This window comes from Streptomyces sp. NPDC058701 (assembly GCF_042715295.1).
In the GTDB taxonomy this organism is placed as follows: Bacteria; Actinomycetota; Actinomycetes; order Streptomycetales; family Streptomycetaceae; genus Streptomyces.
The window spans coordinates 42,618-55,377 of the sequence record NZ_JBHXSY010000018.1 but is presented as its reverse complement, the minus strand read 5'-3'; the positions used below and the strand labels follow the sequence as shown (position 1 = coordinate 55,377).

The following is a 12,760-nucleotide window of genomic DNA, read 5'->3' as shown; positions in this document are numbered from 1 at the left end:
CCCCGCGGTGGGGGGGGCCCACGTCCGGGGTGGTGATTGTTTAGATTTTTCGGCCGGGGCTCCCGCCGCTTTCTCCCCCCCCGCGGGGGGGGGGGGCGGCCGCCCCCCCCCCCGCCCCTCCCCCCTTCTCGAACCCACTCACCCTGAGGAGACGCATCACCATGGCAGGCTTCGACGTCAACGCGGCCCGCGCCCAGCGCCAGGAGGCCCTCGGCCGTACCTGGTCCTTCGAGCTGGACGGCGCGACCTACACCCTCCCCACCGAGCTCTCCCGCTCCGCCGCCAAGGGGCTGCGCAAGCTCGACGACAACGACGTGGACGGTCTGCTCCGGCTCCTTCTGGGCGAGAAGCAGTTCACGGAGTTCGAGCGGCACGACATCACGATGCAGGACATCGCCGCGATCCTGGAGGCCTACGGCAAGGAGACGGGACTCGGCCTGGGGGAAGGCTGAGCCTCGCCGAGTTCGTCGACGAACACGCCGAGGCCCTCGAAGCGGACCTGCTCCGCTACTACGGCAAGGACCTGCTGGACTGGCACCGCGGGGAGCTCTCCTCGCGCCGGCTCCACGTCCTGGTCAAGCACCTGCCGCGGGAGAGCTCCGTCAACCGCGAGCTGTTCGGCGAGGCCGCCGACTGGTCGGTGACCGACCACCTGCTGGCGGCGACGGTGGACCATCTCGCGGCGGCGAACTGGATGTTCGCCTCGGTCAACTCCGAGGAGGACGCCGAGCCGCTGGAGGCACCCGAACCGGTGCCCCGGCCGAACGGCACACCCGACTCGGGCGCCGACGGGCCGGACGCGGACGCCGCGGACGCCGACGCCGACCCGTCGGCAGCCGCCGCACCGGGTCCCTCACCGCAGCAGCTCGTCCGGTTCTTCGGCTGAGCTCCCCGCACACCATGCCCCGGCGGGCGCCGCGTCAGCGGCTGCCCTCCGGGGCCACGGGCCTGGTTCCGCCCGCCTTCGTCTCCATGTCGTCCGCGAGCGCGCGGGCCCGGGACGTCAGGTTCCGCCGCCCGGGCTCGCCGGCCGCCCGGGGCTCCGCGGACTGCCCGTGCGGGCGGGACTGTGCGGGGACCGCTTCCAGCGGAGGCACGATGGGCCGCCCCTTGCGGCGTACGACCTTACGGCTGGTCGGCGGCGTCCGCTTCTCGCGGACCTGCTGGGCGAGGAGCGGCGCGTCCCCGCTCGCGCGCGCGGCGCCCGCGTCGCCGGACCCGCCGGCCCCGCCCTCGCCGCCGGACTCGTCCGGCGGTTCCTGCCCGCCCGTCCCGCCGGACTCCGTGGAGTCCGTGGAGTCCGCAGGCAGCTCCTCGCCCCCCACGAGCTCCTCGGTCGCGTCCGGACCGTCATGCCGGTGCGGCCTGCCGGCGGCCTGTTCGTCGTCTTCGGCGGCCTGGGCGTGGCCGGTCTCCGACTGCCTGCCGAGGAGGGCCTGGGCCCGGCGCATGCGCTCCTCGACCTCGCGCACCGGAGCGGGCGGCTCGACCAGCGCGGCGAACGGCAGCCGGATCACCTCGGCGCCCTGTCCGTGACCCGGGCCCCTCGGCCCGCTCCGGCGGCCGGAGTTACCGGCGGCGTACGCCTCGGCGATCCGCTTCTCGTACTCGCGCCGCAGGCGGGGCAGGTCCTCGGCCATGGCCTCGGCCCAGCCGGCGGTGAAGGCGGCGGTCTCGCGGCGGTCGAGCTCGGAGCGGGGTATCAGAACGATGTCCTCGGGCGCGTAGCCCGCTCCGTGAACGAGCTCGGACAGTCTGGCGAACAGATGAGGCAGGTCTGCGGCTATTTCAAGCCAGTCGACGGCTTGCTCACGCGCCTTGGCCCCGGTGTCCCTGTTCATGCGTCAGCACTGCCTTCCCACCCCCAGGCTCCCCTCACGCCCCACGTGACCCGCGTTTTCCCGGGCCGGGGAACAGGGTTCCAGCGTACCCGGTCGCCCGGAAACCCCCTGTTCCGGCCTCAACCAGCCCCTCGGACGACGCGCCCGGACGCGCCATAAGGGCTATCGAGCTCGACAAACGACGAACGGATGTTCCAAACTCGATTCGTACACCCGTTCGATCAACAGGTGCCCCCGCTCCTCGTCCGCGGCGCCACCACACAGCAAGGGCAAGCAACTGGAAGGCAGGCGTCCATGACCCAGCAGGCTGAGGGATCACCGCAGTTCACGCTCCACGACCGCCTCTGCCAGCTCTTGGACGGACCCGCCCCCCTCGACAAGAGGGCGCTCCTCGGCAGCCTGCACGCCGAGATCACCAGCCGTGAGACGCGCGCGTACATATCCGGCTGGAACGACGCCCTCGCCGAGTCGCGGCGCCCCGCGCAGTAGCCCCTGCCCTTCCTACGACCGAGCCCCCGCCAATGTTCGACCGGCGGGGGCTTCTTGGCGCCGGCCCGACCGGCCGGAAGCGGAGGAAGACACACATGGCAATCCCAGACGAGAACCCCTCGCGGGTCCTACCTCTCCCCAAAGACACCAAACCGGCAGACGTCGAGAAGGAATCGAAGAAGCTCGTCGACGACTTCAGGGCCTACATGCTGAAGCCGCCGCCCGTCCTCGTGGACATGGGCGTCCACAACCTGGTCACGAACATCACCTTGGCCGCCCTTCTGGCCCCCATGGCCGCCGAGATCAAGGCGATCCACGGCGAGGTCGTGAACCCCAAGTCGGTCGAGTTGCTGCAGCAGGCACGCCTGGACACCCTTGCCGCCGCGTGGAAGAAGTACCTCGAAGGCAACTCGGCGTGGTGGCAGTACTTCGCCTTCGCCGCCGCCGGGATCATCGTCACCCTGGTCTCCGCCGGCCTCCTGATGCGCCTCGGCGCCTTCATCGTCAGCAAGCTCCCGACCTTCTTCACCGGCGGGGTCGGCGCCGGCCAAGGGCTGACCCCAGCGCAGGTGAATGCGCTGCGCGATGCCCTCGTCGCTACGAATCCGCTCCTGAAGAGCTTCGTCGACGATGTGCGGCGGCTGCCCCGCGCCAAGGAGCTGACCGCCCGGGCGAAGGCCATCGGCAAGCTCAACGAGGCCGTGGAAGCCCAGAACAACACCCTGGTCCGGGAAGCCGCCGAAGCCATCAAGCAGCTCAAGCTCGCCCTGCGGAACTTCGATCCCAAGAGGCTCCCCACGAACCACTCGGCCCTGAAGAAGACGGCCGACTCCCTCGACAGGCTGAGGCTGGCGATCGGTCGGCTGAAGATCGATGACGTGAGGGCCGCGACCCAGGCCCTGCTGCGCCTCAAGGTCGTCATCAGGAACCTCAAGCCCGAGAACATCCCCAAGTCGGGCGACATGCGCTCTGCCGCCGGGGCCGCCAACAGCCTCGACAAAGCCGCCCGTCGCCTCACCGGATCCCTCACTCCCCTGGGTCCCGCACTGCGGGGTGTCAGCGCGGCCGCCGCGGCCACGGCAGGCAACCTCGGCGCCTGATCCGCAACCCCCACCCACAAAGGAGGTGTAACCACCATGTCTCTCGCGAGTTCCACCAAGCGCGCCTCGGACGCCCTGCGCAACCTCAAGACGCAGGCGTCCGGCGCCGCGGCCCCCGTCAAGCGGGTCGGCGACGCCAGTCGCGGCGCTTCCGGCCAGCTCAAGACGCTCCGTACGAACGCCCAGGGCTCCACCGGGCAGCTCAAGAGCCTCAAGACAGCCGCCGACCAGGCCGAACGCGCCATGTCCAAGGCCGGGCAGACCGGTCAGCGGGCCGGCACCCAGCTCGGCCGGTTCAAGGCCGGCGCCGACCGGGCCGCCTCGGGCCAGGACAAGCTCAACAAGTCCATGCGGGGCAACTTCCTCGCCCGGCTGCTCGAACTGTTCATGCCGCTCATCGAGAAGATCGTCGAAATGGCGATGCGCTCGAAGACCATGCAGACCGTGATCCGGACCGCGTTCAACGCGATCCGGTCCGTGATCTCCACGGTGATCAGGGTCATCGGCCCGATCATCCGGAGCGCCGGCAACCTCATCAAGTCGGTGTGGAACAGCGTCAAGAACGCCGTCATGCCGATCGTCCGGGCCATCGGCAACGCGGTGAAGAGCGCCTTCAACGGCATCCGCTCCGCGATCAGCACCGTGATGAACGCCGTCCGCTCGGTCATCAGCAGCGTGTGGAACGGCATCAAGGCCGTCATCATGCCGGTGGTCAACTGGATCAAGTCGGCCGTCCCGAACGCCTTCAACTCCGTCAAGAACGCCATGTCCAACGCCTGGAACGGGCTCCGCGGCATCGCCTCCAACGCCTTCGGGGCCATCCTCGGAGCGGTCCGATCCCCCATCAACTCGGTCATCGGCCTGATCAACTCGATGATCGGGCGGATCAACCGCATCCGCGTCAGCGTCCCCGGCTGGGTCCCCTTCGTCGGCGGCAAGAGCTTCGGCGTCAGCCTGCCGAACATCCCGATGCTCGCCACCGGCGGTGTGGTCATGCCGCGCAGCGGCGGAGTCCCGGCGATCCTCGCCGAGGCCGGTGAGGCCGAAGCGGTCCTGCCGCTGTCCAAGCTCGACCGCCTGCTCACCCGTACGGCCGCCCGCGCCCGGATGACCTCCGCCGCCCGGGGCTCCGGTGAGGGCTCCGCCCTGCACATCGAGCACTACTACGCCGCCCAGAACACCGACCCGCAGCGCACCGCCGACGCGCTCATGTACCTGGCCAAGGCGCGAGGATGAGTGCGGCCGTCGTCGCGAACCCCTTCGGCCGGCTCACGAGGTCGATGAACGGTGTCCGTACCCACGCCGTGGCGGCCACCCGGAACGCCCGCCAGGTCACCTCGTCGCTGAAGCAGATCGGCTCGACGGCGAAGAAGGCCGCCACCGACGCGACGGGGCTCGCGTCGGCGGCCTCCCCGGCCGGCAAGGTCCTGTCGACGCTGAAGACCCGGGCCACCGCCGCAGCGTCCGCCGCGGTCAAGGTCGCCCGCTCCGCCACCCGCGCCTCCACCGGCACCAAGCGCGTGGACTCCGGAGCCCGCGGGGCCGTGGCGTCGCTCCGGAAGGCGGGCGGGAAGACCAGCGGCGTACTCGCCCTCGTCGCCGGGCTGCTGCCGGCCATCGGGATCGTCTCCACGCTCATGAGCACGTTCGGCATCGCCATGACCGTGGGCGCGGTCGTCATGACCGCCATCAACGTGGCCATGCGGGCCAACCCGCTCGGCTTCGTCCTCGGCATCCTGATCCCGCTCGGCGCCTGGCTCATCGAGCTCGCCATGAACTCCGAGACCGGGCAGAAGTTCATCGAGCAGACCTTCACCGTCGTCCTCCAGGTCTTCGAGGGCTATCTGAAGTTCCTCATTCCGGTGCTGACCGCCGTCGCCACGATCGTGACCACGTACTTCACGGGGTACTTCGCGGTCATCTCGTCGGTGGTCGGCGGACTGCGCGGAGCCGTCAACGGCTTCTCCGGGACCGGCGGTTCCGCGCGCTCGGCCACCAGCGCCCTGCGCGGGATCGCCTCCGGCGCGTTCAACGCGATCATGGCCCCGATCCGCCCGGTGATCAGCTTCCTGACCGGCACGCTCCCCGGGGCCTTCGCCCGCGTCCGCACCGCCCTCTCCAGTGCCCTCGGGGGCATCGGCCGCATGGTGTCCACGGGCGCCCAGGCCGTCCTCGCCGCCGTCACCGGCCCGTTCAACGGCATCATCGCGTTCGCCAACTGGATCATCGACGGCCTGGAGGACCTCAGCTTCGAGCTCCTCGGGAAGAAGTTCGGCGTCGACCTCGACAAGATCCCGATGCTCGCCGAAGGCGGCGTCGTCTGGCCCACCTCACAGGGCCGGGCCCCGGTCATCCACCCGGTCTCCGACCTCGACCGCCGCCGTGTCGTGCCCGCGTCCGCGCCGTCCCCGCGCCAGGGCCCCCATCGCATCGCCGAGTACCGGGAACCCGCCGGCGCAGGACCCCGCTCGACCGCCGAGGACCTGCTCTTCCTCGCCGCCGCCCACGCGTGAACCACGCCCCACCACCGAGAGCGAGGTGACGGCCGCCATGGCCGAGACCACCACGACCGCCGAGACCACCGACCACGCACCCGGCTCACTCATCACCCAGGACGGGCAGATGCAGTGGGCCGGAATGCTGTTCGGCCCCGGAACCCCCTACACGATCGAGAAGTCCGGGCTGACCGGCTGGGAGGACCTGCCGGAGTACGACTCCTCCGACGCCGAGCGCCCCACCGGCCACGGCGCCTGGCCCGGCGCCCGCTACGCCAAGCCCCGCAAGGTGGGCGGCACCATCTGGCTGCTCCCGGAGGCCGGCGCCTCGCTGGAGACCGTACGGGCCCTGCGCCGGGCCCTCGCCCTCGGCGACGTGGAGCGCTGGCTGGCCGTGCGCCTGCACGGCGAGACCCTCGCCGTGCGCGCCCGGGTCAGCCAGCGGGTCCTGCCCACCGACCGGGTGTACGCCACCCAGGGCGCCGGCAAGGCCGCCGTCCAGTGGACAGCCACGGACCCGCGCCGCTACCTGACCGGCGAACAGAGCGCCGTCGTCCCGGCGCCGGAGCCGGAGAGCGGCCTGACCTGGCCGCTGGTGTGGCCGCTCAACTGGGGCCAGGCCGCCAAGACCGGCGACTCGGGCGCCGACAACACCGGCTCCGCGCCCACCCATCCCGTGATCACCTTCCGCGGGCCGTGCGGCACCCCGTCGGTGACCGAGCGGGTCAGCCGCCGCCGGCTGCGGTACGCCATCGACCTCACCGCCGGCGACGAGCTCGTCGTGGACACCGCGGCCGGCACGGTCACGCTCAACGGCACCGCCTCCCGCCGCCACACGGCCACCCCGGACAGCAGTCCCGAGGAGCTCTTCACCTTCGAGGCGGGCCTGGCCGAGCTGTCCTTCCGACCGGACAGCGCCCAGGCCGGGGCCGAGATGTCGGTCACCTGGCGCAGCGCGGAATGGTGACCCGCCCGCGCCGCCGCCCCTGCCTCCGCGCCGCGCACCGCACGCTCCGCACCCGACCCGCAGATCCGGAGGACCGATCATGACCGTACGAGCAGCCTGGCTCACGCCGACCGGCCAGACCCGCGAGGACACCCGCATCGCGCTGTCCGCCCTCGTCACCCCCAACGGCCAGAGCGACGCCGACATCCCCCTCAGGGCCCGCGGGGGCATCGTCCCCGGCGGCTTCACGCTGACCCCGGCATCCGCCATGCAGTGCGCCATCGGAACCGGCCGCGCCATCATCCAGGGCGACTCCCAGCAGGGCGCGTACCCGGTGGCCGTCACCGCGCCGGAGAACCTCACCCTGGCCGACGGCGATCCCCAGCTGGAGCGGATCGACCTGATCGAGCTGGCCGTACTGGACGACGCGTACGACGGCACGGGAAAGACCGAGGCCGTGCTTCGCCTGGTCAAGGGCACCCCGGCGGCCGTGCCGGTCGCCCCGCCCAGTCCCGCCGGCAGGGCCCTGCAGCTCTACACCGTCCGGGTCCCGGCGGGCACCTCGGCCGGCAACGGGGGCATCGCCTGGGCCACCGCCGTCACCAGCCTGAAGTACCCGACGGTGGCCCTCGGCGGGATCGTCCCCGCCGACGGCTTCAAGGGCGCCTACACGGGCCAGTACCGGGACGCCGGCGGCCGCTTCCAGCGCTGGGACGGCGCCACCTGGGTCTCGTACCCGGTGGAGGTGGGCGGCATCGCCGGGCCGGGCCGACTGTCGACCGGCACGTACCCCGGCCAGTACCGGGACGGGCCGGGCGGCACGCTCCAGCGCTGGGACGGCGCCGGCTGGCAGTACGCGGAAGGCCGTTCCACCCTCCTGTTCAGCGCCTCACAGACCGCCATGCAGTCGGTGCCCTCCTCCAGCACCAGCTCCTGGACCGCGGTCAGCCTGCAGGGCACCGACGTGGACGACGCCGGCGGCTGGAACGGCACCGGCTACACCGTGCCCCGCTCCGGCTGGTGGCGGGTGAACGGGCAGGTCGTGTGGAACGCCGACTCCACCACCGGCTCCCGCGGCGCCCGGCTGGTCGTCTCCGGCGCCGGCGTCCCCCGGGCCACCTGGCTCCAGGGGGCCGGTCCCGGCGCCACCTCGGTCGGCGGCGACGCGCTCCTGAAGCTGACCGCGGGACAGGTCCTGCAGCTGCACGCCCACCAGAACAGCGGGGTGGCCGTGCGCACCCTCGGCGGCTCCGGTTACGCCTGCAACCTGTCCGCCGAGTGGCTCAAGTCCTGACGGTCCGCCACCCCCGCCGCGGCCCGACGCCCCTGTCAACGAACGGAGTTACCGCATGAACCTGCGCTCCAGCTGGGTGGCCCAGACGGGCCAGACCCGCGAGGACACCCGGCTCACCCAGATCGGTGCGACCACCCCGGTCAACCCCCTCCAGGCCCGTTCGGGCATCCTGCCCGGCTCGTACGACGGCCAGTACCGCCTCTCCGGCTTCTGGCTGGAGGGCACCGCGGCCATGGCCGCCACCCTCCACGAGGGCCGCGCCGTCATCCAGGGCATGAGCGGCCAGGGCGTCTACCCGGTGACGCTGCCCGAGACCGTCGTCCTCACCTTCGCCGACGGCGACGCGCAGGCGGGCCGCGTCGACCTCGTCGTGCTGCGCGTGTACGACAGCTCGTACGACACCTCCGGCAAGTACGAGGCCGTCGTCGAGATCGTCCAGGGCACCCCGGCCGCCGCCCCGGCCGCGCCCGCGACGCCTCCGCTCTCGCTGCCCCTCTACCACGTGACCGTCCCGGCCGGCGCCAGCGCCGGCAAGGGCGGCATCCCGTGGGGCTCGGGGCTGACGGACCTGCGCAGCACCACCGTGGGGATCGGCGGCATCCTGCCCGTCGTCGGCGATACGGGCAACGGCGCCTACCCGGGCCAGTACCAGGACGCCGGCGCGTCCCTCCAGCGCTGGGACGGCGTCGCCTGGGTGCCCTACCCGTCCGCCCTGGGCGGCATCGCCCCCAAGGGCACCCTGACGACGGCCAGTTACGCGGGCCAGTACCGCGACACCCCCCAGCGGGTCCTCCAGCGCTGGAACGGCAGCTCCTGGCTGTCCGCCTTCCCCGCGCCGCTGTTCGCCGAGTCCCGCGACGCCGGGTTCCTCACCTCCGCCACCTACACCTCGGCGCTCCAGGACACCGGCGTCACCGCGCTGACGCTGGCCTTCACCGGTCCCGTGTCGGGCGCGGCGCTGCTCACCTTGGGCGCCCGCGCCTGGACCGCCGACACCCCGGGCGCGTACGCGTACACCTCCGTGCGCATCACCCAGGGCTCGACCGTCGTCTGGGAGCCCGACGACGAGCGGGCCGCCGTCGCCTCCGGGGCGTTCGCCAACTCGGTGTCCACCGTCCTGCGGCTGTCGTCGCTGAACGGCGACGCCCCGTACACGGCGACCGTGATGCACCGCGGCTCCCAGGCGACCGCGCGGACCTGGTTCGACAGCATCTTCCTGCGCGTCGACCCGCTGTTCTGAGGCCCCGAGCCACCCCGGTCCGTCCCGAGAAGAACCACAGAAGGAGAAATCCGTGAACCTCCGATCCGCCTGGCTCGCCGTGACCGGCCAGACCCGTTCCGACACCCGCGTCGCCCCGCTCGGTGCCTTCACCCCCGTGTCCCCGGTGGCCAGCCGGTCCGGCATCCTGCCCGGCTCGTCCGACGGCAAGCTGCGGATCTCCGGTTTCACGATGGCCGGCACCACCGCGATGGGCGCGACCGTCTACCCCGGCCGGGCCATCGTCCAGGGCACCGACAGCCAGGGCGCCTACCCGGTCGCGCTCACCCAGAGCACCGCGCTGACCTTCGCCGACGGCCACGGCGTGTACGGCCGCATCGACCTCGTGGTCCTGCGCGTCTACGACAACGAGTACGACGCATCCGGCCGCGCCGAGGCCGCCGTCGAGGTCATCCGGGGCACCCCGGCCGCGACCCCGGCCGCCCCGGCGGCCCCGGCGCTGTCCCTCCCGCTGTACACGGTCACCGTCCCGGCCGGCACCAGCGCGGGCGCGGGCGGCATCAACTGGAACACGGCGCTCGTCGGCCTGCGGTCGGCCACGGTCGCCGTCGGCGGCATCCTGCCCGTCACCACCGACACGGCGTTCGGCGCGTACCCGGGCCAGTACCGGGACGTCCCCGGCGGCTTGGAGCGCTGGGACGGATCGGCCTGGCTGCCGTACCCGGCCAGGCCCGTCTGGCAGGACTGGACCCCGGTGTGGACGACGGCGACCGGCGTGGGCCTCCCGTCCTTCGGGGACGCGTCCGTCACCGCCCGCTACATCCAGCAGGGCCCGACCGTGCACTTCACCTACTCGATCACCTTCGGCGCGTCCACCAACTTCGGGGCCGGCGCCTCCACCCCCGACAACTGGCGCTTCACCCTCCCGGTCAAAGCGGCGTGGACGACCCGCTGCGTCGGCTTCGCCGAGCTGAGCGCCGCCGTCAGGGAACGGGCCGTGGCCCGGATGCGGCTCACCTCCACGTCCTTCTTCGAGCTGGAGGTCTCCTCCGGCATGCCCAGCGGGGAGAACGTCCTCTACTCCGGGCTCGCCGACTCCGTCACCCCGTGGACCTGGGCCGCCACGCACAGCATCAGCGGCTCCGGCACCTACGAGGCCGCCAAGTGAGCACCCACACGCCGTACCGCGCGATCTTCTGCGACGTGCGCACCGACCGGACCATCGACATCCTGCCGCTGCGGGACGTCTCCATCGACGACTTCATCGGCAAGCCGGGCGCGCTGTCCGGCACCGTCCCGATCCCGGACAGTGCCATCGCCGCGCGGGTCGCCCGCATCGAGGAGGGCCGCACCGCGGTCTACCTGGAACGCGGCGGCGACCTGTGGTGGGGCGGGATCATCTGGACCAGCACCCTGCAGAGCGACGGGCGCGGCGTGCTCTCGCTGAGCCTGCAGGCGGCGACCTTCGACTCGTACGCCGCCCGGCGCCGCATCCGCGACACCGTGTCGTTCCCGGCGACCGACCAGCTGGAGCTCGCCCGTGAACTCTGGCGGCAGCTGCAGCGCGCGGAGGGCGGCGACATCGGCGTCACCTACGGCACCGAGAGCTCCGGCCGGCTGCAGACCGCGTCCTGGCGGGACGGCGACGAGGTCCTCTACTCCGAGGCGATCGAGGGCCTGGCCGCGGCGGAGAACGGCTTCGAGCACCAGATCTCGGTCTTCCGCGATCCGGTCACCGGTACCCGGACCCGCCAGTTGCGGCTGGGCAGCCCCCGCATCCACACCGGCGTCACCGACCTCGTACTGGACCGGCCGGGCGCGATCCTCTCGTACTCCTTCCCCCGCGACGCGACGCGGGGCGGAACCACCGCCCGGGCCCGCGGCGCCTCCGTCAACGCCAACCAGGCCGAGGAATCGCGCCCGGTGTACTCGGACGAGCTGGTCGCCGAGGACCTGATCGCCGGCGGCTGGCCCCGGATCGACCTGTCCTCGGACCACAACACGGTCGGGGACAAGGCCGTGCTCACCTCGCTGGCCGCGGCCGAGCTGGCCCGGGCCCGGGGCGCCGTGGTCATCCCGGCGATCACCATCCGCCTCGGTGGCGTGGTACCGCCGGCACTGCTCGGCCGCACCGCCCGGATCCGCATCACCGACGAGTGGTGCCCCGAGGGCCTCGACGCCCGCTACCGGATCATCGGCGCCAAGGTCACCCCGCCGGAGCGGGGCCGCCCGGACACCGCCGAGCTCTACCTGGAGGAGGTCTGATGCCCCAGCTCCCCGAGGACATCATCGATCGGCTGACCGCGATGGAACGCCGCATCCAGCAACTGTCCACGGCCGTCAACACCCGCCCGGCGCTCAACAGCGTCTCCGGCGGGGAGGTGCGGATCACCGACGGCGGCTCGCTGTCGGTGATCGAACCCGGCGGCACCAAGATCCTCGGTGCGGGCTTCTGGTCGGCGACCGAGTACGGCATGGAGATCAAGCGGCAGAGCGGCAAGACCGCCCTGAGCGTCCGCAACGTCACCGCCGGCGATTACGACCAGGCGTTCCGCGTCTTCGACGCCTACGCGCACGAGCTGTTCTCCGACGACGTCGTCAAGGGCGGCCTGGCCCGCCCCTGGCTGGCGATGCTGCCTCCGCAGGACACCTCCACCGCTCGCTGGCCCCAGACCACGAGCGCCGCCTGGACCACCGTCGCCCGCTCCTTCAATCCGCTGTGGCAGCCCCGGATGCGGCTCAACTTCCTCACCGCGGCCGCCGCCGGGGTCACCGGCCAGGTCCGGGTCCTCGTCGACGGCGTCCAGTGGGGCGACCCGGTCACCACGCCGGCCGCCTTCGACCGTACCGCGCCGGTCGTCGAGGACCTCGCCACCCGCTTCGGCAGCCTGGTGAAGGTGGAGATCCAAGCCATGGTCACCGGCGGCACCGGAGCCGTGTTCGCCCAGCCACTGATGATGTACGGCACCCAGAGCTGACCCGCCCCGCCCCGAGAGGACCCGACCCGCCCATGGACATCGACCCGACCCAGCCCTGGGGCACCGCCATCGACTACGCGGGCCGCGCCACCGTCAGCGAGGCCGGCCACACCATCCACGTACGCGTCTACGACGCCGGACTGGGCAGCAGCCAGGAACCGGACCCGGTCAACGGCTACCCGGCCGTGTACGTCACCGCCCAGTTCGCCGAGAGCGGCGACCTCGGGGCGCAGCTGCGCGGCTCCGGCCAGGTCGTCCTGGAGCCCCCGGCCGACGGCCCGGTGACGCCCGACCCCACCGCGGTGGCCGCGGCGGTGGCCGCGTCCCTCACCGATTTCGCCCACCGCGCCACGGCCTACCGCACCCTGTGCGCCACCTGGCCCACCGCCCCGTAACCC

14 protein-coding genes are annotated in these 12,760 nt (G+C 72.4%); 13 read left to right on the top strand and 1 reads right to left on the bottom strand.

All coding sequences use genetic code 11. From position 1 onward, the window contains the following. The first annotated feature begins 161 nt into the window (after positions 1–161). On the top strand, positions 162–452 hold the full coding sequence (locus ACFWW8_RS20585; RefSeq protein ID WP_386530403.1) for a hypothetical protein: 291 nt from the start codon (positions 162–164) through the stop codon (positions 450–452). A gap of 47 nt (positions 453–499) precedes the next feature. Beyond that, a complete protein-coding gene (locus ACFWW8_RS20580; protein WP_386530464.1) occupies positions 500–886 on the top strand; it encodes a hypothetical protein in 387 nt (128 codons plus the stop codon). Positions 887–920: 34 nt separating this feature from the next. Here ACFWW8_RS20580 and ACFWW8_RS20575 read toward each other — a convergent pair whose 3' ends face one another. Next, on the bottom strand, positions 921–1,841 hold the full coding sequence (locus tag ACFWW8_RS20575) for a hypothetical protein (protein WP_386530402.1): 921 nt from the start codon (positions 1,839–1,841) through the stop codon (positions 921–923). 294 nt (positions 1,842–2,135) lie between these two features. Here ACFWW8_RS20575 and ACFWW8_RS20570 point away from each other — a divergent pair, with 294 nt between their 5' ends. The 11 genes from ACFWW8_RS20570 to ACFWW8_RS20520 all read left to right on the top strand — a co-directional run bounded on the left by ACFWW8_RS20570 (position 2,136) and on the right by ACFWW8_RS20520 (position 12,757). Further along, positions 2,136–2,330: a hypothetical protein gene (locus ACFWW8_RS20570; RefSeq protein WP_386530401.1), complete on the top strand. Its 195-nt coding sequence runs from the start codon at positions 2,136–2,138 to the stop codon at positions 2,328–2,330. A 95-nt stretch (positions 2,331–2,425) separates the two neighbouring features. Continuing rightward, positions 2,426–3,430 (top strand): hypothetical protein, encoded by a 1,005-nt coding sequence (locus ACFWW8_RS20565; RefSeq protein ID WP_386530400.1) that lies wholly within the window; start codon positions 2,426–2,428, stop codon positions 3,428–3,430. Between the two features lie 36 nt (positions 3,431–3,466). Then, entirely contained in the window at positions 3,467–4,666 is a 1,200-nt protein-coding gene (locus ACFWW8_RS20560) for a phage tail protein (RefSeq protein WP_386530399.1), read from the top strand. Beyond that, complete coding sequence (locus ACFWW8_RS20555) at positions 4,663–5,943, top strand: tape-measure protein (RefSeq protein ID WP_386530398.1); 1,281 nt, start codon at positions 4,663–4,665, stop codon at positions 5,941–5,943. Before ACFWW8_RS20560 ends, ACFWW8_RS20555 begins: the two co-directional genes overlap by 4 nt. Before the next feature lie 37 nt (positions 5,944–5,980). Then, the gene (locus ACFWW8_RS20550; protein ID WP_386530397.1) at positions 5,981–6,892 is read left to right on the top strand and encodes a phage distal tail protein; all 912 of its coding nucleotides are present in this window, start codon (positions 5,981–5,983) and stop codon (positions 6,890–6,892) included. 79 nt (positions 6,893–6,971) lie between these two features. Continuing rightward, entirely contained in the window at positions 6,972–8,165 is a 1,194-nt protein-coding gene (locus tag ACFWW8_RS20545; protein ID WP_386530396.1) for a hypothetical protein, read from the top strand. Positions 8,166–8,220: 55 nt separating this feature from the next. Then, entirely contained in the window at positions 8,221–9,405 is a 1,185-nt protein-coding gene (locus ACFWW8_RS20540; RefSeq protein ID WP_386530395.1) for a hypothetical protein, read from the top strand. A gap of 52 nt (positions 9,406–9,457) precedes the next feature. Continuing rightward, on the top strand, positions 9,458–10,552 hold the full coding sequence (locus ACFWW8_RS20535) for a hypothetical protein (RefSeq protein WP_386530394.1): 1,095 nt from the start codon (positions 9,458–9,460) through the stop codon (positions 10,550–10,552). Continuing rightward, complete coding sequence (locus ACFWW8_RS20530; RefSeq protein WP_386530393.1) at positions 10,549–11,649, top strand: hypothetical protein; 1,101 nt, start codon at positions 10,549–10,551, stop codon at positions 11,647–11,649. The genes ACFWW8_RS20535 and ACFWW8_RS20530 overlap by 4 nt, the downstream gene beginning before the upstream one ends. After that, the gene (locus tag ACFWW8_RS20525) at positions 11,649–12,362 is read left to right on the top strand and encodes a hypothetical protein (protein WP_386530392.1); all 714 of its coding nucleotides are present in this window, start codon (positions 11,649–11,651) and stop codon (positions 12,360–12,362) included. The genes ACFWW8_RS20530 and ACFWW8_RS20525 overlap by 1 nt, the downstream gene beginning before the upstream one ends. A gap of 32 nt (positions 12,363–12,394) precedes the next feature. Next, positions 12,395–12,757, top strand: coding sequence for an ATP-binding protein (locus ACFWW8_RS20520; protein ID WP_386530391.1), 363 nt, complete (start codon positions 12,395–12,397; stop codon positions 12,755–12,757). The last annotated feature ends 3 nt before the right edge of the window (positions 12,758–12,760 follow it).

What these genes read in the sequence shown, in the direction of transcription:
- ACFWW8_RS20585 (WP_386530403.1), top strand. Translation starts at nt 162, where the DNA reads ATGGCAGGCTTCGACGTCAACGCGGCCCGCGCCCAGCGCCAGGAGGCC.
- ACFWW8_RS20575 (WP_386530402.1), bottom strand. Translation starts at nt 1,841, where the DNA reads ATGAACAGGGACACCGGGGCCAAGGCGCGTGAGCAAGCCGTCGACTGG.
- ACFWW8_RS20570 (WP_386530401.1), top strand. Translation starts at nt 2,136, where the DNA reads ATGACCCAGCAGGCTGAGGGATCACCGCAGTTCACGCTCCACGACCGC.
- ACFWW8_RS20565 (WP_386530400.1), top strand. Translation starts at nt 2,426, where the DNA reads ATGGCAATCCCAGACGAGAACCCCTCGCGGGTCCTACCTCTCCCCAAA.
- ACFWW8_RS20560 (WP_386530399.1), top strand. Translation starts at nt 3,467, where the DNA reads ATGTCTCTCGCGAGTTCCACCAAGCGCGCCTCGGACGCCCTGCGCAAC.
- ACFWW8_RS20555 (WP_386530398.1), top strand. Translation starts at nt 4,663, where the DNA reads ATGAGTGCGGCCGTCGTCGCGAACCCCTTCGGCCGGCTCACGAGGTCG.
- ACFWW8_RS20550 (WP_386530397.1), top strand. Translation starts at nt 5,981, where the DNA reads ATGGCCGAGACCACCACGACCGCCGAGACCACCGACCACGCACCCGGC.
- ACFWW8_RS20545 (WP_386530396.1), top strand. Translation starts at nt 6,972, where the DNA reads ATGACCGTACGAGCAGCCTGGCTCACGCCGACCGGCCAGACCCGCGAG.
- ACFWW8_RS20540 (WP_386530395.1), top strand. Translation starts at nt 8,221, where the DNA reads ATGAACCTGCGCTCCAGCTGGGTGGCCCAGACGGGCCAGACCCGCGAG.
- ACFWW8_RS20525 (WP_386530392.1), top strand. Translation starts at nt 11,649, where the DNA reads ATGCCCCAGCTCCCCGAGGACATCATCGATCGGCTGACCGCGATGGAA.
- ACFWW8_RS20520 (WP_386530391.1), top strand. Translation starts at nt 12,395, where the DNA reads ATGGACATCGACCCGACCCAGCCCTGGGGCACCGCCATCGACTACGCG.